This is a genomic window from Kribbella sp. HUAS MG21 (assembly GCF_040254265.1).
Taxonomy (GTDB): Bacteria; Actinomycetota; Actinomycetes; order Propionibacteriales; family Kribbellaceae; genus Kribbella.
In genome coordinates this window covers 2,102,785-2,121,573 of the sequence record NZ_CP158165.1, presented here as the reverse complement: position 1 = coordinate 2,121,573, position 18,789 = coordinate 2,102,785, and the positions used below count along the sequence as shown (strand labels likewise).

Below are 18,789 nucleotides of genomic sequence, written 5' to 3'. Positions count from 1 at the left end.
CGGGTCGGCTTCGAGCCATTACCGAGTTGGGTCCCCGGCTGCGTTCTGAGCGCCGCGCGGGCCCCGCCCGCTTCTCTGATGTCCGCGAATTCCCTTTTCACGACACCAGAGAAAGAAGCGAATCCTGAACGATTTCACCGCAGGTCTCATCAAGGAGTTCCAGGCGAACGAGGGCCGCGTCGGCGGTCCTTTCGAGAACTCCAGGTTGTTGCTCCTGACAACCACCGGCGCGCGCACCGGCCGGCCGCACACCGCGATCCTCGGGTACTACCCCGACGGTGACCGTGTCCTCGTCGTCGGCTCGGCCGGCGGCAGCCCGAAACACCCGGACTGGTACCACAACCTGCTCGCGCGTCCCGAGGTCGAGGTCGACCTCGGCTTGTTCCAGTACCAGGCGACGGCCGTCGTACTGCGGGACGCCGAGCGCGACGAGGTCTTCGCCCGGCTCGTCGAGGCGGACGCGGGGTGGGGCGAGTACCAGAAGGGCACGACCCGGACGCTTCCGGTCGTCGCGCTCGTGTCGCAGCCGGGACCGCCTTCCGGCGGCTCGTCGTTCGCCGACACGTTGAAGACCATCCACAAGGCGTTCCGGCGCGAGCTGGCGCTGATCCGGCACGAGATCGCGACGTCCGGGACGTTGGGCGCGCAGCTCCGGATCAACTGCCTGACCGTCTGCCAGGGCCTGCACTACCACCACACCGGCGAGTCGGCCGGCCTCTTCCCGGCGCTGCTCGCACAGCACCCGGAGCTGGGCGACGTCATCGCAGTACTGCAGAAGGAACACGACGAGATCGCCGTACTGCTCGGCGAACTCGAGAAGCTCGTCGGCAGCGACCTGTTGGGCCAGGTGGACGAGCTGATCGCTCAGCTCAACGCCCACCTGGACCGGGAGGAGGCGGCGCTACTGCCTTACCTGTAACGGTTTCCGGGCCAGTAGCGCGTAGGAGTTGGGGAGACGGCCGGACCACGCTGCTGCGCTGGTGCCGTCCTGCGGGCGCCAGAACGGTTCGGCGTACTCCTCGACGACCTGGAGCTGGAGGCCGGCGCCGGCGACGGCGGTGACGATCTGGCCGAGCGTCCACTGCCACTCGTGCGCACCATTGGCCGGGAACGTGTCGTTGATGTGTGACTCGGCGAAGTAGCTGCGGTCCGGGCGGATGCGTGGTTCGTCCACGTCCCAGGTCCACAGCGGTACGGCCGGGTGGGCCTCGTACACGAACAGGTGCCCGCCCGGCCGTAGCGCCCGCGCCGCGTCCCGCGCCCAGGCGTCGATGTCCCGCATCCAGATCAGTGCGCCCTTGCCCGTGTACACGAGGTCCGCCGACGCGTCCCGGACCGGTACGCCGGGTACTTCCGCCACGACGTACCGGCAGTCCACACCGAGCTCCACCGCCCGGCGCTGCGCGGCGCCCGCAGCTACGGAGCTGTAGTCGATGCTCACGACCCGCCGAGCCCCAGCCCTCACCAGCGCCACGTCGTCCAACCCGTGCCCGCTCTGGAAGTGCACTACGAGCGGCTGCTCAGCCAGTACGGGCGCCAGCAGTTCCTGCTCCCGCGGGAAGAGCAGCTCGTCGCTCCGGGCCTCCTCTAGCAGTTCGTCGTACTCGTTGATGTGCTTCGTGGAAGCCTTCTCCCACACGACCCGGTTGCCCGCCACCACCTTGTCCATCCGGACAGTCAGCCTGATCGGGGTCCCGTTGTGCAACCGCTTATTCACTCGTTGTGGAGAACCCGCGCGATGGTGGTGCGGGCGGCGGTGCGAGCGGGGAAGAAGGCTCCGGCTGCAGCGATCAGCATGCCGGCCAGCACCAGGAGGGCGAGTAGGGCGGCCGGGTAGACGTCGAGCATGAAGTCGGGGATCTCCACCTGGGCGCCGTTCGCCATGGCCGGGACCACGACGCGGTGGGCGATCATGCCCAGCGGGATGCCGAGCAGGCCGCCGAGGGCGCCCAGTACGGTCATCGACGTCACCACCATCAGGGTCACCTGCGCGGGGGTCATGCCGATCGACTTCAGCATGCCCAGGTCTCGTCGCCGTTCGCGGGTGTTGAGTACGACGGTGTTGAACACCCCGAGCGCTGCGACGGTCCCCAGCATCAGCGTGAGCAGTACGACGGTCGCGAGGACGACGGCCACGAACGTGCCGGCCTCCTGACCCTCGGCCTCCTCCAGGCCGGGGTCCTTCGCCTGCACGGCCTGCATGACAGCGTCCAGGTCCGTGCCGTCCTTCACGTTGACCTCGTAGATGTTCGCCCGCAGCCCGGGAGAGACCTGCGCCAGTGTCGCCCAGTTGGACAGCACCTCGTCGCCGGAGTTGTACATCGCCTTGCCGACGATCTGCGCGCGCACGGTCTTGCCCTGTGACTGCAGGCTGATCGTGTCACCGACAGCCAGGCCGCGCTGCCGCAGGAAGCGTTCCGACACGACCACCTCGCCCGGACCGTCGAACCAGCGCCCGGCCAGCAGCCGGTACCCGAGCTGCTGGTAGTCGCCGCGGTAAAACGACACCCGGAGGTCCGTCTGCGTCCCGGCGAGGCGCATGGTCAGGCCGGCGCTTGCTGCCACGGAGGTGACACCAGGTGCGGCCCGTAGTACCGCCTCATCTTCGGCGTCGGTGAGCTTCGCGCCCTGGGGACCTCCTCGTTGCATTCCCTCGGAGCCGTTCGGGCCGGCGAAGATCGTCAGGTCGACAGCGTCGACCCGGCTCGCAGCCGTCTGGTAGGTCATCAGCGACTTCCCCAACCCGACGGCCAACGTCACGCTCGTGACACCGAGCACCACGGCCGCCAGCGTCAGCGCCGTACGTCCGGGGCGAGCGAAAGGCAGTCCCAGTCCCAGGCTGACCGGCCGCGGCATCCGGGTGCCGCTGAGCCAGCGCTGCACACGGAGCCCGCGTCCGGCTCGCGGTGCGCTGCCGGCGCTGATCGCCTGCGCAGCCGACAGACTGCGTGCGCGCAACGCCGGTAGTAGCGCAGACAGGGCTACTAGAGCAGGAACGCCCAGTAGCGCGGCTACGTCGACCCAGATCGGTGCACTCGTGCCGCCGGCGCCGTAGTTCTCGAAAGCCTTCGTCAGCAGGGAGGTGGCGAGCACGTTGCCGACGACAACGCCAGCTGCGCAGCCGATGACAGCAGGGATCGACACCATGCCGAGGTACACCGTCAGGACCTGTGTCGGTGTGAACCCCAGTGCCTTCAGTACGCCGATGTGCTTGAAACCTGCGACGACGGCGCCGCTGACCACGTTGGCCACGATCAGTACCGCTACAGCGAGCCCCAGCCAGCCGAAGACCATCAGGAACGGTACGAACGTGTTCGGCTGCCCGGCAACGAGCGCCCGCAGTGCCAGGTACGACTGCGTGCCGATCAAGGCGTTGGCCGGCAGGCCGGCGGTCACGGCCTGCTGCCCGGCTGTCACCTCTGCATTGGTGGCTGCGTTGGTGAAGCGGTAGAGCATCTGTGTCGAGGTGGGGTGCAGTGCGCTCAGCTGCTCCGGTGTCACCCAGGCATCCGCCGACTGACTCACGCTGTAGGCGAAGCCGACGATCGTGAACGTCTGCCCGGCCGCCGTCACGGTTCCGTTCAGTTGCAGCGCGCCGCGGCCGCCGGTCTCGGTCGGATTCCGGTTGAGCACGATCTCACCCGGTTTGGTGGCCCACCGCCCCTGCCACACGTTCAGCCGGTCCACGGCACCACCAGGGTCCGCACGTCCCACGGTCACCAGCGAGTCCATCATCTGCGACCCGTCGAGCTCCAGCGTCGTCTGCGCGAACGGCCCGGCGACAGCGGCCGCACTCTTCGCTGCGGCCGTCAGCTGCGCGTCGCTCACCTTGGTCCGGTCGTACGACGCGATCAGCTGTGCGCCGCTCTGCTTGGCGTACGCGCGGTCGAACGGGCCGCTGGACGCTGCGAGGAGGCCTAATGCGACCACGATCATCGAGGTGGACAGCAGCACGACCACACCGATCACCACGGTCTGCACGCGGCGCCGTCGCACCGCTGCTCTTGCGACTGGCCAGACAGCGCTCATGACGTACGCTCCAGGCTGCGCTCGCCGGCGATCTGGCCGTCGACGAAGTCGATGACGCGGCTGGCGCACCGGGTCGCGAGCTGCTGGTCGTGGGTCACCAGGAGCAGCGTCTGACCGATCTGGTTGAGGTCCAGCAGCAGGTCCATCACCTGCTCGCCCGCTCTGGTGTCGAGCGCGCCTGTCGGCTCGTCGGCGAGGAGGATGGCCGGCCGGTTCATCAGCGCGCGGGCTACGGCGACTCGTTGGCGTTCACCACCGCTCAGCTGGGCCGGGTACGTGTTGCGGCGCCCTGCGATGCCCAGCTCCTCGAAGAGCTCGACTGCGCGCTTCCGTGCGTGCGAGGCCGACGTACCGGTGAGCTGGGCGGCCAGGGCGACGTTGTCGAGCGCGGACAGGTCGTCCAGCAGGTTGAAGAACTGGAAGATCATCCCGATCCGCCGGCGGCGGAACAGCGCCAGCCCTTTCTCGTCCAGCGTGCCCAGGTCGTCGCCGTGCACGACGATCGATCCCGAGGTCGGCCGGTCCAGTCCGGCGACCATGCTGAGCAGTGTCGACTTGCCGCTGCCGGACGGTCCCATCACGGCGACCGCCTCACCGGCGTGGATCTCCAGCGATACCCCGTCGAGTGCGACGGACTCGCCGTACTCCTTGTGTACTGCGGTGAGCTGCACGACCGCCTGTCCGTTGTCCTCCGTCATGCTGCTCACGCTAGGGCCGGTGGACGGCCGTTGACGTCACCCTGCCGGCGTAATGTCCGCGGCCCGTCATCCTGGAGATGTACGGCGGTGCGTCTCGCGGATGATGCGCTTTCCGTCGCGGCTTTGGGACAGTTGATCCGTGATGTGGTTCCTTGTCGTGCTGCTCGGCGTGCTGGCCGGGCTGCTCGCGCTGGCGTACGTGCGGGCGCGGCGTGCGCACGCCCGGGCGCTGGAGGAGCGCGGGTGGTTGCTGGAGCGCGAGCGGGCGACGGCCGCTCAGAGCGCAGTCGACGCGGAGCGGGCCCGGATAGCCCATGACCTGCACGACATCGTGAGCCACAACGTCAGTGTGATGGTCATTCAGACCGGTGCGGCACGACAGGTGCTGGCTACTGAGCCGGACCAGGCTGAGGCGGCTCTGCTCGCAGTAGAGGCGGCTGGTCGCGACACTATGGCTGAGCTGCGGCACCTCCTCGGGCTGCTCGCTCCGAAGGCCTCCGGCGAGGAGGACGACGCCCTGTCGCCGCAGCCGAGTCTGACGCGGTTGACCGAGCTGATCGACCGTATCGCGTTTGCCGGCCTACCTGTCGAAGTGCGGATCTCCGGCGACCCCTGTCCGCTGCCGGCCGGCGTCGACGCAACGGCGTACCGCATCATCCAGGAGGCGCTCACGAACGCGCTGAAGCACGGCGATGGCGTGAAGGCAGAGGTGGCCGTCCGGTACAGCTCGCACGCACTGCGGGTCGAAGTACTCAACAGTGGCCCCAGTGTCCTGACCGGCGGCCGTCCACCCGCACCGGAGGGCGACGGTCGCGGGCTACTGGGCCTGAAGCAACGAGTTGCCGTGTACGGCGGCCAGCTCGACGCCCGCCGACGCATCGGAGGCGGCTTCCGCGTCCGCGCCAAGCTGCCGCTGGAACGCCCGTGACGACGCGGGTCGTCATCGCGGACGACCAGGCGCTGGTGCGCACCGGGTTCCGGATGATCCTCACCGCCCGCGGCATCGAGGTCGTCGGCGAGGCAGCGGACGGCGCCGAGGCCGTGGACGCCGTACGACGGCTGCACCCGGACGTCGTGCTGATGGACATCCGGATGCCGACCATGGACGGGCTGGAAGCCACCCGGCGCATCCTGTCCACTCCGACCGAGTGTCGCGTGCTCATCCTCACGACGTTCGACCTGGACCGGTACGTGTACGCCGCCCTGGCGGCCGGTGCGAGCGGCTTCCTCCTCAAGGACGTGACTCCCGAGCACCTGGCTGCGGCCGTCCGCCTCGTTACCACTGGCGACGCGCTGCTGGCACCGTCCATCACCCGTCGCCTGGTGGAGCGCTTCGCCAACCCGGTGGCCGACCAGCCGACGCTGCACCGCGACCTGTCCGTCCTGACGCCGCGAGAACTGGAGGTCCTCACGCTGATGGGGCAGGGCCTCTCGAACGCCGAGATAGCCACCGCTCTCACGCTCAGTGAAGCCACCGTCAAGACGCACGCCGCCCGGATCTTCGCCAAGCTGACCCTGCGGGACCGCTCCCAGGCCGTGGTCCTCGCCTACGAAACCGGACTCGTCACGCCCGGAGACCGCTGAACCGTTGCCGATTGGCTTCCGGGTCAACTAGTGTCGCGGACCTCTCAGCCAGCGGAATCGAGTCGCGATGCGTGACGAAGCGGTATGCATTCTGTGTGCGGCGCGCGGACCCTTCCGCCGCCGCTGCAGCAAGGACGGCTACGGCATCGCCGAGTGCCCGTCGTGCGGGTTGGTCCAGCTCCAGCCCATGCCGAGCCCGGAGACGCTCCGCGCCCTGTACGAGACCGACTCGTACTTCGGCGGCGTCGGCTCCGGCTACTCGGAGTACGAGAGCCAGGAGACGGAGTACGTCGCGACCTTCCGCGAGGACGTCAGGCGGATCGCCGAGTTCGTCCCGTCCGGCAAGGTGCTTGAGGTGGGCTGCGGGTACGGCTACTTCCTGCAGTGCGCGCTGGAGGCCGGATACGACGCGTACGGCATCGACGTCGCGCCGACGGCGGTCAAGTGGGCCTCGGAGCGACTGCCGGACCGGGTCTTCTGCGGCCTGCTGGAAGAGGTGCCACAGATCCAGGACCAGCAGTACGACGTGATCTTCGGCTCGCACCTCATCGAACACCTCACCGAACCGGGCGCCTTTTTGGAGCGTGCCGGCCGCCTGCTCCGGCCGGGCGGTCTGATCGTGCTGGTGACGCCCAACATCCGCAGCCTGCTGTCACGCGCGTCCGGCCGGCGGTGGGTGTCGTACAAGATCCCCGAGCACGTCAGCTACTACGACCCGCGCACGATCACCGACCTCCTGAACCGCAGCGGCTACTCCGTCCGCGCCGTCGACAGCGCCTATCAGTACTACGCCCTTCCGTTCGTCGCGTCGCGCGTCCGTGAGCTCCTGGACCCGGTGTCCCGCCTGGTCCCACCGGTGGAACGCCTCCGCGGTCTGCGCGACCGCCGGATCCGCGTCACCAGCGGCTCGATGCGTGTCGTAGCCATGCGCTAGCCTCGGTTGTGAGGGAAATACTTGCTTGGGCCGCCGCTTCTCTCGGCCGCCCGATTCTCGCCGCCCATCCACTGCACGACGACCAGGGCCCGTGGCGACTCGTCGTAGCCGACCGGTCCGAGCAGTACGTCCTACGCGCACCGACGCCACGCGTCGGCGCATCCATGATCGCCACGGGCGCTACAGCACTACAGGTCGCTGAAGAGCACGGTCTTCCGGCCCCGCGCCTCGTCGCCGCCGACCTGTCAGGCCGTCAGGCCGGCGTGCCCACCTCCCTCGAGACACTGCTTCCTGGCACCACGGCCTGGCCCACCGGAGCACCTGAGACCCTTCGCGCCGCGGGTGCTGCGCTGGCGCGCTTGCACGGTGTTCCCATGACTCCACGGGAACACCTCCCCTTCCGCCCACGTCCGATCGCCGTCGACGACTTCGCCACAGACCGCCGTACGGGCCGCATGCCAACCACACCCCTCCTCGCACAGGCCGACGAACTCATCACCGCCCACGGCCTGCCGCCTGAGGACACCGTCTACCTCCACGGCGACGTCTGGCCCGGCAACATGATCTGGAACGACGGCAGCGTCGCAGCACTCATCGACTGGCAGACCGCCGGCGCAGGTGCACCGGGTGTCGACCTGTGCGAGCTGCGCAAACAGGTAGCCATCACCTTTGGCCCGGATGCGCCCGACCACGTCCTCACCGGCTGGCAACAGGCCACCGGCCGAAAGGCGGAGCACGTGGCCTACTGGGACGCGGTAGCAGCCCTCAACACGCCAACCACGCTGGCCGACTGGGGCAGCTCCCACGCCACCGCCCGCCGCGACGAGTTCCTGGAGCGGGCCCTCCGACGTCTGCCGTAGTACGGGCGGAGTACGGGCAGCCGCGCGGCAGCGGCGGTTCATAACCTCGCGGCGATCAGTGGTCGAACTTCGAGGGATAGAAGGTGCAATGAAGAAGCTGAGGAACCTGACCCTGGCGGTGCTGTCGCTTGCGATGGTGCTGTCCGCCGGGGCCTTCGCCAAGCCGCAGCAGGCCGAGGCAATGACCTACGTGGCCCAGGGCACGAACTACCAGTTCCGGGACAGCGTCATCTCCTACCGCACCTTCAGCGGGAACGGCGGCCTGATCAAGATCGCCTACAACGCGTCCTGCGACCACGGCGTACTGTCCGCCGGCGGCTACTGGGACGTGCGCCTGCAGAAACTGGTCAACGGCGTATGGGGCGACGCGAAGCAGACAAAGGACGTCCCCTGCACCACCTACCGAACCGTCGACACCCTGTCCTTCGGAACCGTCACCAGCGGCACTTACCGAATCCGCTTCAACAAGGTCACCAAGTCAGGCCTAGTAACAATCCACTCCTGGGGCGCCTACCGCGCCTGACCCCAAACATTCCGGGGCGGCTCCCACCCATGGGAGCCGCCCCGGCTGTTTGTCTAACCCCCCGAGTGTCCGAAACCGCCCTCTGACCTGCGGTTTCTTCGCTCCGGGGAGACTGGCGGAGGATACGAGATTCGAACTCGTGAGGGGTTGCCCCCAACACGCTTTCCAAGCGTGCGCCCTAGGCCTCTAGGCGAATCCTCCAAGCCGAGAGGATACCGAGGGGGCGCGGGAATCCGAAATCGGGGGCGTGAACCTGGGGGTGGGGTGGCGCGACTGTAGGGGTGAGGGAGGTGGGATGTGGACCGGGTGTGGACAGCGGTGGTGGTGCGGGCTCAGGTGGGGGAGCGGGAGGCTGTCGCGGAATTGGTGCGGGGGTGGCATGGGCCCGTCTGGGGGTACGTGCGCCAGATGCTCGGTCGTGACGACCTCGCGGACGACGTGTCGCAGGAGGTCTGGCTAGCCGTCGTACGGGGCCTGCCGCGCCTCAAGGAGCCCGAGCGGTTCGCGGCCTGGCTGTTCACCATCGCCCGGCGCAGCGTGGTCAACCAGTTGCGGGAGCGGTACGCCGACCAACCGCAGGCCCCGCCGTACGACGAACCGGACCTGGCCGACCACGTGGTCGATCGAGTGGATGTACGGCGCCTTGTCGGCAGCGTGCCGGTGCTGGAACGGGAGGTGCTCGTGCTGTTCCACCTGGAGGACCTGAGCCTGGAGGAGTGCGCCGAGGTGCTGGCGGTGCCCGTGGGAACGGTCAAGTCCCGTCTGCACCGTGCACGCCGGCTACTGAGGGAGGTGGCGGGATGATCTCTGCGGAAGACACCATCGCGGCCCTGCAGGACTCGCTGTCGCTGCGCCGCAGGGTTCGTTCACTCGTGCAGATCTGCGGTGCCGGTGCAGTGGTACTGCTGGTCGGCCTGCTCTGGCTGACCGAGGACAGGTTGCCGGCGCGAACGCAGGTCAGTTTCGCGATCGTCGTACTAGTAGGCCTCGCAGTCATCGGCAGAGCGGCCTACGTACTGCACGGACGCGGCCGGCTGTTCGCCAAGGACCGGGTGATCGCTAGCTGGATCGCCTCCGGTTTCGCAGCACTCCTGGCATTCGGACTGGCTCTCGCCGGACGGGGCGCGCTAGGCGTCCCCGTAGTACTCGCGGCTCTCGCCGCTGTCCTGTTCAACCATCAAGCGAAGCGACGACTGGAGCGACGATGAAGCCGATCGGACCGTTGGCGATAGCACTCAAACGATTCGGGACCGCACGAGCCGGCCTGCTCCTCGCAGCCGTGCTAATCGGGCTGCTGGTGGTCGGACTGCTCATCTAGGGTCGGCCGTATGGAGCTGCGGCCGATCACCCCGGAGGACGTCGACGCGGTGCAGGAACTCCTCGAGTCCGACCCCGGCTACGCGGAGCGGATCACGGGCTACCCGCCCGGTGCGTCGGATGCACAGAGCTTGCTGATGATGCGGCCGGAGAGCCTCCCCGAGGAGTCCAAGGTCGTGCTCGGAGCCTTCGAGGCGGACCAGCTCGTTGCTGTCGTCGACCTCCTCAGGGGCTTCCCGAACGACCACACCGCGTTCATAGGTCTCCTCGAGGTGCACGCCACCCACCAGGGTCGCGGCTACGGCAGGACGACGTACCAACTCGCCCAGCAGTACGTCGAGACCACCTGGCCCGAGATCCGGACGATGCGGCTGGCTGTCGTGGACACCAACGCACAGGTCGCTACCGGGTTCTGAAACGACAGGGGTTCGAGCCGACCGGAGAGGCGCGCCCGTACCGGTACGACAAGCTGGAGTCGACCGCACGCCTCGACGAGAAGCAGCTAGCCGAGTAGTACTGGAGCCAGAGCACGCCACTGCTCGATCGGCTGCGGCCCTGTCACTCCCGTGATCACGTTGACGGCGACGTGGTCAGCGCCGGCGTCGAGGTGTTCGGTCAGCTTGGCCTTGATGTCCGCGGCAGTGCCCCACGCGGCGAGCGCGTCGATCATGTGGTCCGGCAGCTCCGCCTGGTCGCGCTCGTTGAACCCCTGCCGCTTCAGCGAGGCGACGTACCCGGGGATCTTCGTGAAGAAGCTGATCGTGTTCTGGGCGATCGCCCGCGCCCGCTCCGCGTCGTTCTCCAGTACGACGAGGTGGCTGACGGCCAGGAGCTTGTCCGGACCCAGCACCTTCCGCGCCTCAGTGGCGTACGCCGCGGTCGTCAGGAACGGGTACGCACCGGACGACCGCTCGCGGGCCAGCTCCAGCATCTGCGGACCGAGCGCTGCGAGCACGCGGCGTTCCACAGGTACGTCGAGCTTGTCCAGGTACGCGTTGAGCGTGGCCAACGGCTGCGGCCCGTGCGCACCACCCAGCCCGACTGTGAACCGTCCCGGCGCAGCCGCCTCCAGCTCGGCGTACGTCGTACTCACATCGGCCGCGCTGTACTTCACTACCGCCAGGATCCCGCTGACGAACTTGATCGACGTCGTCGCGCCCACCAGGTCGACAATGGTCTGCAGTCCCGGCAACGGCCCACCGGACAACCAGATCGCCGGATACCCCAGCTCCTCCGCCGCCCGCGCCGCCGCGAGTGAATCCGCACTGCTGTCGAGCCCGGTCGTGATCCCGAACGGGCCGAATTGATGATCCGTCACGTACCAAGCTTGACCCTCGCGACCGGGGTCGGGCACGTCTGTTCGCTGAGAGCTCAGAGCGGACGCAACGGATCGTGCCCCACCGACATCAAGCGGTGCCGCCAGCGGGTGTCCCCGGCCTTCGGCTCCGGCGTCTCGCCGCGCTGCTGTCGAATCCGCTGTACGACGCGCTCCATCGCCGCGATGTCGTCGGCGGTGACGTCGGACCGCCGCTTGCCGAGGATGTGCACCACGTGCTCGCCGAGCTCGTGCCCGGCCTCCTCCGGCGCCGGCTCGGTCACCTCACCGGCGGAATCGGTCCGCAGCCATTCCTCGAGCTCCCGGGAGGTCATGTTCACCAGCTGGTGAAATTCGTTCCACAGTTCGTCGCTCACTCGACTCTCAGCCATGAGTACCTCCTCCGCCCGGCGGTACCCACGCCGGCGACCTGGAAGCAGACCCATCGGGTCTCGACCTCGCCAGGCTGCCCGGTTTCACCGGTGGATTTCGGACGTGGTGATCCCATCCCGTACACTCGGTGCTGGTTCCCCGCGTGGCGGTATCTCGCCCAATCCCCCCAGGGCCGGAAGGCAGCAAGGGTAAGTGAGCTCTTCCGGGTGCGCGGGGAATCCTCATGTCTAGGCTTGGTCTCCCCTAGCCCGAGGAGCCTGATGAATCCCGAGAGCCGTTACCTGCAGGAACTGATCATCGCCGAGCTCGGTGTGCCCGCGGCGTTCGACGTGGACGGTGAGATCGAGGGGCGGGTCGAGTTCCTGGCCGAGCGGCTCCGGCGGACCCGCGCGACGTCGTACGTGCTGGGGATCAGCGGCGGGGTCGACTCCAGCACCGCGGGCCGGCTCTGTCAGCTCGCCGTCGAGCGGGTGCGCTCGGAGGGCGGTCAGGCGACGTTCGTCGCGATGCGGCTGCCGTACGGCGTGCAGGCCGACGAGGCGGACGCGCAACGCTCGCTCGAGTTCATCAAGCCCGACGAGACCCTGGTGGTCGACGTGAAGCCGGCCACGGACGCGATGGTCGAGTCGGTGCGGCACGCGGGCCTCGGGGAGCGCGAGGACTTCCACGTCGGCAACATCAAGGCGCGCCAGCGGATGATCGCGCAGTACCTCGTCGCCGGCGCCCGCGGCGGTCTCGTGGTCGGCACGGACCACGCGGCGGAAGCCGTGATGGGCTTCTTCACCAAGTACGGCGACGGCGCGTGCGACCTGACGCCGCTGTCCGGGCTCACCAAGCGGCGCGTCCGCGCGGTCGGCGAACGGCTCGGTGCGGCGCCCGACATCACCGGCAAGATCCCGACCGCGGACCTGGAGACGAACAACCCGGGCGTCCCGGACGAGGCCGTGCTGGGCGTCACGTACGACGAGATCGACGACTTCCTCGAAGGCGCCGACGTCGACGAGAAGGCGGCGGCCACGATCATCGCCACGCACCGCCGCACCGCGCACAAGCGCGCCGTACCGCTCGCCTTCGGCTGAGACGACTCAGGCGCTGTGCGCGAGCTGTAGCTGACGGACCCGGTTCGCCAGCCGGGCGAGGCGGATCGTCGCGATGTTGCGGTACGCCGGACGCAGCACCGTGGCGAGCGGGCCGGACTGCTCGAACGTGTGCGTCACGCGACTGTCGGCGCCGATCGTCCACGTGCCGACCTCACGGAACCCCGGGACCTGCCAGACGATCTCGACGCGGTCCTGCTCGACCACTGTGTACTGCAGTTCACCGGTGAAGCCCGGGCGGACGCGCAGCGCGTAGCGGGTCCCCGGGTTCGTCTCGCGGGGGCCGTCGATGGCGAGGAACGCCTCGTTCCACTCCGGCAGTCCGAGCGCGTCAAGCAGCACCTGCCGGATCGCCGCCTGGCCGGCGTGGATGGTCTCGGTGGCCTTTTCCATGACTAGTTCTCCTGATGGGCGAGTTCGGGACCCCGGCGGCGGGCCAGCGCGGCCCCGGTCGGGAAGGCGTCGGCGAGCGAGCGCAGCGTGGTGATGGTCTCGTCGAGCGCCTGGCCGGCGAGACGGTCGTGCATGGTGCGGTGCAGCCTGTTCTCCGCGGTGATGACGCGGCGGTGCAGCGCCCGGCCCTGTGGGGTCAGGCTGAGCGTGAGGTAGCGACGGTCGACCTTGTCGATCCCGCGTTTCACCAGGCCCTGCGCGACGAGGCGGTCGACGAGCCGGCTCGGGCTGTTGCCGGTCTCGCAGACGAGCAGGCCGCCGAGAGCGTTCAGCGTCATCGGGCCGTGGTCGCGCAGAACGCGCAGAACCTCTGCCTGGGAAGGCGTGATGCCCAGCGGGCGCAACTCGGCGGCGAGCAGCCGGTTGCCCTCGCGCTGGATCGCCAGCACGAGGTAGCGAAGCTCCTCGACAACCTTCATGACCGACATATTACACGACACGTATGTCGTATCATCTATCAGTCTGGAAGTGTCGGCGATTGCTGTTGCCTGGGGCTTCGGTGCCGGACGAGTTCCGGAGAAAGTCCGGTTGAGGTCATGGTCAAGGCGACATCGCGACTGGCACAGTGTCTGCATGAAAGGTCTGATGCAGAGCTACCAGCTGTCGCTGGACACGATCTTCCGCCGGGCCGAGCAGTACTACCCGGACAAGACCGTCTACACGGGCGGCCCAGCGCCGACGAAACTGACGTACGGCGAGTGGGCCGGGCGGACGAGACGCCTGGGCGGGGTGCTCGACACGCTCGGGATCAGCCCCGACGGCCGCGTCGCGACGTTCGCGTGGAACTCGGGACGCCACCTCGAGCTGTACTTCGCCGCGCCGTGTACCGGGCGGGTGCTGCACACGCTCAACATCAGGCTCTTCCCGGACCAGGTCGTCTACATCGCGAACCATGCCGAGGACGAGGTCGTCTTCGTCGACCGGTCGTTGCTGGGGCTGTTCCTGCCGTTGCTCGACCGGCTGACGCAGCTCCGCCATGTCGTCGTCATGGACGACCTACCGCCGGGCGCTCCCGGCGCGGAGCTCCCGGACGACCCACGATTCCACGACTACGAGGAGCTGCTGGAGGCAGCCGACCCCGTCGAGTTCCACGTAGCCGACGAGAACCAGGCGGCCGCGATGTGCTACACGAGCGGTACGACGGGCAACCCGAAGGGCGTCGTCTACTCGCATCGGTCCACCTGGCTGCACTCGATCGGCGTGCTGACCAACGCCGGGATCGGCCTGGACGAGACGGACACCGTGATGCCGGTCGTGCCGATGTTCCATGCGAACGCGTGGGGTCTGGCCCACGCGGCGCCGATGGCTGGCGCGTCGCTGGTGTTCCCGGGTCCGGACATGAGCCCGCAAGGGATTCTCAAACTGCTGCAGGAGCAGGAGGTGACGTTGTCGGCCGGCGTGCCGACGATCTGGCAAGGGTTGCTGCCGCTGCTGGACGGTGTGGAGTTGCCGAAGCTGCGGCGGATCCCGTGCGGCGGCTCCGCCGTGCCGGAGGCGCTGTCGGAGGCGTTCCGGGAGAAGCTCGGCCGGCCGATCCTGCAGGCGTGGGGGATGACCGAGACGAGTCCGGTCGCCACCGCGGCCCACGTTCCGGCGCGGAGCAAGGGCCTTGCCGAGGAGGAGCAGGCGCACCTGCGGGCGCGGGCCGGCCTGCCGCTGCCCGGCGTCGAGGTGCGGATCGTGGAGCCCGGATCGATCACGCCGCTGCCGTGGGACGACGAGACCACCGGCGAGCTCCAGGTGCGCGGGGCGTGGATTGCGGCGGAGTACTACCGGCCCGACGACGGTGCCCAGCTGAACACCGAGGACGGCTGGATGAAGACCGGCGACGTGGCCGCGATCGATCAGTACGGGTCGGTGCGGATCGTGGACCGTACGAAGGACCTGGTGAAGTCCGGTGGCGAGTGGATCAGCTCCGTCGAGCTGGAGAACCTGTTGATGGCCCATCCCGGGGTGAAGGAGGCCGCGGTGATCGGTGTGCCGCATCCGAAGTGGGACGAGCGGCCGCTCGCGTGCGTCGTACTGCAGGAGGGTTCGGGGGTGACCGGGGAGGAGATCCTCGAGTACCTCCGGCCCCAGGTGGCGAAGTGGTGGCTCCCGGACGCCGTCGAGTTCATCGACGAGGTCCCGAAGACGTCGGTCGGGAAGTTCTCGAAGAAGGACCTCCGGACCAGATTCGCGAACTACCACCTGGAGTGAGGTTGGTTGCCGCAGGCATCAAGCGAAGTCGGTGTGGAAGTGGTTACGGAGGTGGAGCAGGGTCGCGTCGACGAATTCCTTCGGCCAGGGGTTGCCGGTGAGCTCGGCGAGCGCGGTGCCGCGGGTGATGAACTCCCGGCAGATGTACTGGTTGGCGGCGATGACATCGGCTGGCTCGGTCCCCGCGGCGGGGATCGCTTCCAGCGCGGCGCGCTGCTCGTCGGAGAGCAGCGCGTTGAGACGCTTCGCCCCACTGGTCCGCCGTACGCCGCGTTCGGCGAGCATGAGCGCGACGAGCTGGTCGCGGACCACGCCGATGCCCTGGTTCGCGACGATCCGCTCGTCACGTCCGAGGACCGTCACAAGGTTGCCGAGGAAGTAGAAGAAGAGGTCCACGGTTTTCGCCGGCCAGTACGGTTCGCCCGGCCGGCCGCCCGTCGGCGCGATGTCGCCGTCCGGGAACAGCGTCCCGTCCCGGTCGAACAGCACCCGCACCCCGTCGTACTGGAACCTGTCGAACTCGGCGAGCGGGTGCACGATCAGGTCGACGTGCAACCAGTCCGCCGTGATCCCGAGCCCGCCGATCATCCCCGGCAGCCGGTCCGCGAGGACGGTCGGCCCGGTCAGCTCCCGCAGTACGTCGTCCCAGTGCTGCTCGAACCACTCCGAGCTGTCGTCCGACACCACCAGATGGACGTCGACGTCGCTGAACCGATCGGCGGTGCCGGTCCCGTAGCTGCCGATCAGGTACACCGCGAGTACCCGCTCGTTGCTGGGCAGGACCTCGCGCGCCCGGGTGATCACCGCCTGCTGCCGCTCGTCCCCAGCCGTCATCCGGCCACCCTAGGTCCTGCCCGGGTCGGGCGGGGTCGGGGATTTGTCGGCGGACGGCGCTAGGGTTGCCGCGTGGAAGCGCCCCTTGCCTTGTATCGCCGGTACCGCCCGGAGACGTTCGCGGAGGTGATCGGGCAGGACCATGTCACCGCGCCGCTGCGGAACGCGCTGAGTAACAACCGGGTGAATCACGCCTACCTGTTCTCCGGGCCGCGCGGCTGCGGGAAGACCACCAGCGCGCGGATCCTCGCCCGGGCGATCAACTGCGAGAAAGGCCCGATCGCCGAGCCGTGCGGGGTCTGCAAGTCCTGCACCGACCTCGCGCGCGGTGGCCCCGGCAGCATCGACGTGATCGAGATCGACGCGGCGTCGCACGGTGGTGTGGACGACGCGCGCGACCTGCGCGAGCGGGCGTTCTTCGCGCCGGTCGAGAGCCGCTACAAGATCTACATCATCGACGAGGCGCACATGGTGACCACGCAGGGCTTCAACGCCCTGCTGAAGCTGGTCGAGGAGCCGCCGCCGCACCTCAAGTTCATCTTCGCGACCACCGAGCCCGACAAGGTCATCGGCACGATCCGGTCGCGGACGCACCACTACCCGTTCCGCCTGGTCCCGCCGAAGGCGCTGGCCGATTACATGGCGACGCTGTGCGAGTCCGAGGGCGTCGCGATCGAGCCCGCCGCGCTGCCGCTGGTGGTGCGGGCCGGCGCCGGGTCGGTGCGTGACTCGCTGAGTGTGCTGGACCAGCTGATCGGTGGCGCGGGGCCGGAGGGTGTCACGTACGAGCTGGCGGTGGCGCTGCTCGGCTTCACACCGGACTCGCTGCTCGACGCGTGCGTGGACGGCTTCGCGGCGCATGACAGCGCGGCGGTGTTCGAGACGATCGAGAAGGTCATCGAGACCGGCCAGGACCCGAAGCGCTTCGCGGAGGACCTCCTGCGCCGGCTGCGGGACCTGGTCGTGCTGTCCGCCGTACCGACCGCTGTGACCTCCGGCCTGATCGAGGCCGCCGAGGACCAGGGCGAACGCCTCCAGACCCAGGCCGCCGGCATCGGCCCCGCGGAGCTGACCCGAGCCGCCGACATCGTGGCCGCCGGCCTCCTGGAGATGCGCGGAGCCACCGCCCCCCGCCTCCAACTAGAACTGATCTGCGCCAAGGTCCTCCTCCCCGGCGCCGACGACTCCACCAACGGCATCCAGGCCCGCCTCGACCGCCTGGAACGCCGCCTCGCCATCGGCGTCCCCGGCACGGCCGAGGGAATGGCACAGGCGGGAGCAGGCGCCGCGGGCACGTACGGCGACAGCAGCCAAGCCGCGCCGACCGACGCCGCCTCGAGCCGCGCAGCCGCCCGAGCAGCCGCCGCCCGCCCAGCCACCAACCCACCGTCCACCCCAGGCGCACCCTCCACTCCGTCCACTCCGTCCACCGCGTCCACCGCGGGCGCCCCATCTGCGCCCAGCGCTGCAGACACGCCTGGCAACGGGCCGGCCGGTAGCCCCGGCTCGGCACCCGCTGGCGGCTCATCAGGCACAACTGCGACTGGTGCTACGGACCAGCCGGCTGCGCAGGCCGCTGGCGACACAAGCGGTCAGCCCGGGCAGGATGCCCAAGCAACCAACGCTGGGCCGAGCCCAGCCGACTCAGACACACCTGGTCGCGCACCTACCGCCGCCCAGCCACCGGCCGACGCCGGCGGGGCTGGAAGGGGCCCTCGGACATCAACCGCCTCGGCACCCGGCGGAGCACGAACCGGCGCATGGGGCGAGGAGACAACCGTCGCTTCCATCCCGACCGCCTCCACCCCGCCGCAGTCCCCATCTGCAGCCCACCCAGGTTCCGGTGACGCCCCAGCCTCGGCACAGGCCGGACCTAGCGGTGGCCAGACTGCTGGGCAGTCAGGATCTGGTGCCGGGTCGGTCGGGCTGGCGGATATCCGGCGACTGTGGCCTGAGGTGTTGGAGGCTGTGAAGGCCAAGCGGCGCTTCGCCTGGATCATGCTGAGCCAGAACGCTCAGGTCATCGCCATCGACGACCAGACGCTGACACTCGGCCTGGTGAACGCCGGCGCCCGCGAAAGCTTCGCCCGCTCCGGAAGCGACGAAATCCTCCGCCAGGCGATGATCGACACCATCGGCGTCAACCGCCGAGTCGAAGCAGTAGTAGACCCCTCAACCGACCCAGGCGCAGCCGGCGGGGGCAGCCCGGGCGGCACCCGCCCAGGCCCCCACTCTGGCGGACCCAGCCCCCAACCCGGCGGACCGGGCACCTCCGCCGGAGCTAATACCCCCGGCGGAGCCGGCACCCAGCCAGGCGGTACCCCTGGTGGAACTGGTACGCCCGACAGAGCCGGCGCGCAACCCGGTGGAACTGGCACACAGCATGGTGCAGCTGGCTCGCAAGCCGGCGGAACCGCCCTCCAGGGCACCGGGCCCGGCGCGCAGTCTGGTGGAGCCGGGTCTGATGGCGGTGCGGCGGGTGCGGGCGGCCCAGGCAGCCCCGGAGGGCAGGGCGCCGGCGTCGCCGGCCCAGGTGCCGCGGCTGGCGCAGGC

19 protein-coding genes, 1 tRNA gene, 1 other RNA gene and 1 pseudogene are annotated in these 18,789 nt (G+C 69.0%); 13 read left to right on the top strand and 9 right to left on the bottom strand.

From position 1 onward, the window contains the following. Window positions 1–205: 205 nt before the first annotated feature. Window positions 206–919, top strand: coding sequence for a nitroreductase/quinone reductase family protein (locus ABN611_RS10085; RefSeq protein ID WP_350279544.1), 714 nt, complete (start codon window positions 206–208; stop codon window positions 917–919). On the opposite strand, the gene ABN611_RS10080 is transcribed toward ABN611_RS10085, so the two are convergent. From ABN611_RS10080 to ABN611_RS10070, 3 genes are read right to left on the bottom strand one after another with little or no spacing between them, the layout of a single operon-like run. Then, window positions 902–1,669, bottom strand: a complete 768-nt coding sequence (locus ABN611_RS10080) for a class I SAM-dependent methyltransferase (protein ID WP_350279543.1) — start codon at window positions 1,667–1,669, stop codon at window positions 902–904. The genes ABN611_RS10085 and ABN611_RS10080 overlap by 18 nt on opposite strands. Before the next feature lie 44 nt (window positions 1,670–1,713). Next, window positions 1,714–3,996 (bottom strand): FtsX-like permease family protein, encoded by a 2,283-nt coding sequence (locus tag ABN611_RS10075; RefSeq protein WP_350279542.1) that lies wholly within the window; start codon window positions 3,994–3,996, stop codon window positions 1,714–1,716. A gap of 29 nt (window positions 3,997–4,025) precedes the next feature. Beyond that, on the bottom strand, window positions 4,026–4,727 hold the full coding sequence (locus ABN611_RS10070) for an ABC transporter ATP-binding protein (RefSeq protein WP_350279541.1): 702 nt from the start codon (window positions 4,725–4,727) through the stop codon (window positions 4,026–4,028). 142 nt (window positions 4,728–4,869) lie between these two features. Here ABN611_RS10070 and ABN611_RS10065 point away from each other — a divergent pair, with 142 nt between their 5' ends. From ABN611_RS10065 to ABN611_RS10045, 5 genes are all read left to right on the top strand, one after another. After that, window positions 4,870–5,655, top strand: a complete 786-nt coding sequence (locus ABN611_RS10065; RefSeq protein ID WP_350281625.1) for a histidine kinase — start codon at window positions 4,870–4,872, stop codon at window positions 5,653–5,655. After that, window positions 5,652–6,311: a response regulator transcription factor gene (locus tag ABN611_RS10060; protein ID WP_350279540.1), complete on the top strand. Its 660-nt coding sequence runs from the start codon at window positions 5,652–5,654 to the stop codon at window positions 6,309–6,311. Before ABN611_RS10065 ends, ABN611_RS10060 begins: the two co-directional genes overlap by 4 nt. A 67-nt stretch (window positions 6,312–6,378) precedes the next feature. Next, window positions 6,379–7,245: a class I SAM-dependent methyltransferase gene (locus ABN611_RS10055; protein WP_350279539.1), complete on the top strand. Its 867-nt coding sequence runs from the start codon at window positions 6,379–6,381 to the stop codon at window positions 7,243–7,245. Between the two features lie 8 nt (window positions 7,246–7,253). Beyond that, window positions 7,254–8,105: a phosphotransferase gene (locus ABN611_RS10050; protein ID WP_350279538.1), complete on the top strand. Its 852-nt coding sequence runs from the start codon at window positions 7,254–7,256 to the stop codon at window positions 8,103–8,105. Between the two features lie 88 nt (window positions 8,106–8,193). Further along, a complete protein-coding gene (locus ABN611_RS10045) occupies window positions 8,194–8,628 on the top strand; it encodes a hypothetical protein (protein WP_350279537.1) in 435 nt (144 codons plus the stop codon). 113 nt (window positions 8,629–8,741) lie between these two features. Here ABN611_RS10045 and ABN611_RS10040 read toward each other — a convergent pair. Then, window positions 8,742–8,829 (bottom strand) — tRNA-Ser (locus ABN611_RS10040). Between the two features lie 207 nt (window positions 8,830–9,036). On the opposite strand from ABN611_RS10040, the gene ABN611_RS10035 reads away from it, so the two are divergent. The 3 genes from ABN611_RS10035 to ABN611_RS10025 all read left to right on the top strand — a co-directional run bounded on the left by ABN611_RS10035 (window position 9,037) and on the right by ABN611_RS10025 (window position 10,361). Continuing rightward, entirely contained in the window at window positions 9,037–9,432 is a 396-nt protein-coding gene (locus tag ABN611_RS10035; protein WP_350279536.1) for a sigma-70 family RNA polymerase sigma factor, read from the top strand. Continuing rightward, on the top strand, window positions 9,429–9,836 hold the full coding sequence (locus tag ABN611_RS10030; RefSeq protein ID WP_350279535.1) for a hypothetical protein: 408 nt from the start codon (window positions 9,429–9,431) through the stop codon (window positions 9,834–9,836). The genes ABN611_RS10035 and ABN611_RS10030 overlap by 4 nt, the downstream gene beginning before the upstream one ends. A 120-nt stretch (window positions 9,837–9,956) precedes the next feature. After that, the gene (locus ABN611_RS10025) at window positions 9,957–10,361 is read left to right on the top strand and encodes a GNAT family N-acetyltransferase (protein WP_350279534.1); all 405 of its coding nucleotides are present in this window, start codon (window positions 9,957–9,959) and stop codon (window positions 10,359–10,361) included. Window positions 10,362–10,447: 86 nt separating this feature from the next. Here ABN611_RS10025 and ABN611_RS10020 read toward each other — a convergent pair whose 3' ends face one another. Continuing rightward, entirely contained in the window at window positions 10,448–11,263 is an 816-nt protein-coding gene (locus ABN611_RS10020) for a TIGR03620 family F420-dependent LLM class oxidoreductase (protein ID WP_350279533.1), read from the bottom strand. A 53-nt stretch (window positions 11,264–11,316) separates the two neighbouring features. After that, window positions 11,317–11,652, bottom strand: a complete 336-nt coding sequence (locus ABN611_RS10015) for a DUF3140 domain-containing protein (RefSeq protein WP_350279532.1) — start codon at window positions 11,650–11,652, stop codon at window positions 11,317–11,319. Window positions 11,653–11,782: 130 nt separating this feature from the next. On the opposite strand from ABN611_RS10015, the gene ffs reads away from it, so the two are divergent. Further along, window positions 11,783–11,879: signal recognition particle sRNA small type (ffs, locus tag ABN611_RS10010), an RNA gene on the top strand. 34 nt (window positions 11,880–11,913) lie between these two features. Next, the gene (gene nadE / locus ABN611_RS10005) at window positions 11,914–12,732 is read left to right on the top strand and encodes an ammonia-dependent NAD(+) synthetase (RefSeq protein WP_350279531.1); all 819 of its coding nucleotides are present in this window, start codon (window positions 11,914–11,916) and stop codon (window positions 12,730–12,732) included. Window positions 12,733–12,738: 6 nt separating this feature from the next. Here nadE and ABN611_RS10000 read toward each other — a convergent pair whose 3' ends face one another. Together ABN611_RS10000 and ABN611_RS09995 are read right to left on the bottom strand one after the other, a co-directional pair. After that, complete coding sequence (locus ABN611_RS10000) at window positions 12,739–13,143, bottom strand: SRPBCC family protein (RefSeq protein ID WP_350279530.1); 405 nt, start codon at window positions 13,141–13,143, stop codon at window positions 12,739–12,741. Window positions 13,144–13,145: 2 nt separating this feature from the next. Continuing rightward, window positions 13,146–13,622, bottom strand: a complete 477-nt coding sequence (locus ABN611_RS09995; RefSeq protein ID WP_350279529.1) for a MarR family transcriptional regulator — start codon at window positions 13,620–13,622, stop codon at window positions 13,146–13,148. A 154-nt stretch (window positions 13,623–13,776) separates the two neighbouring features. On the opposite strand from ABN611_RS09995, the gene ABN611_RS09990 reads away from it, so the two are divergent. Continuing rightward, window positions 13,777–15,402, top strand: a complete 1,626-nt coding sequence (locus ABN611_RS09990; RefSeq protein WP_350279528.1) for a long-chain fatty acid--CoA ligase — start codon at window positions 13,777–13,779, stop codon at window positions 15,400–15,402. Window positions 15,403–15,420: 18 nt separating this feature from the next. Here the strand turns inward: ABN611_RS09990 and ABN611_RS09985 are convergent, their stop codons facing one another. Continuing rightward, on the bottom strand, window positions 15,421–16,236 hold the full coding sequence (locus ABN611_RS09985) for a nucleotidyltransferase domain-containing protein (RefSeq protein WP_350279527.1): 816 nt from the start codon (window positions 16,234–16,236) through the stop codon (window positions 15,421–15,423). A 72-nt stretch (window positions 16,237–16,308) separates the two neighbouring features. Between ABN611_RS09985 and ABN611_RS09980 the strand changes: the two are divergent. Next, a pseudogene (locus ABN611_RS09980) lies at window positions 16,309–18,249 on the top strand (DNA polymerase III subunit gamma and tau); the annotation flags it as partial. Between the last annotated feature and the right edge of the window lie 540 nt (window positions 18,250–18,789).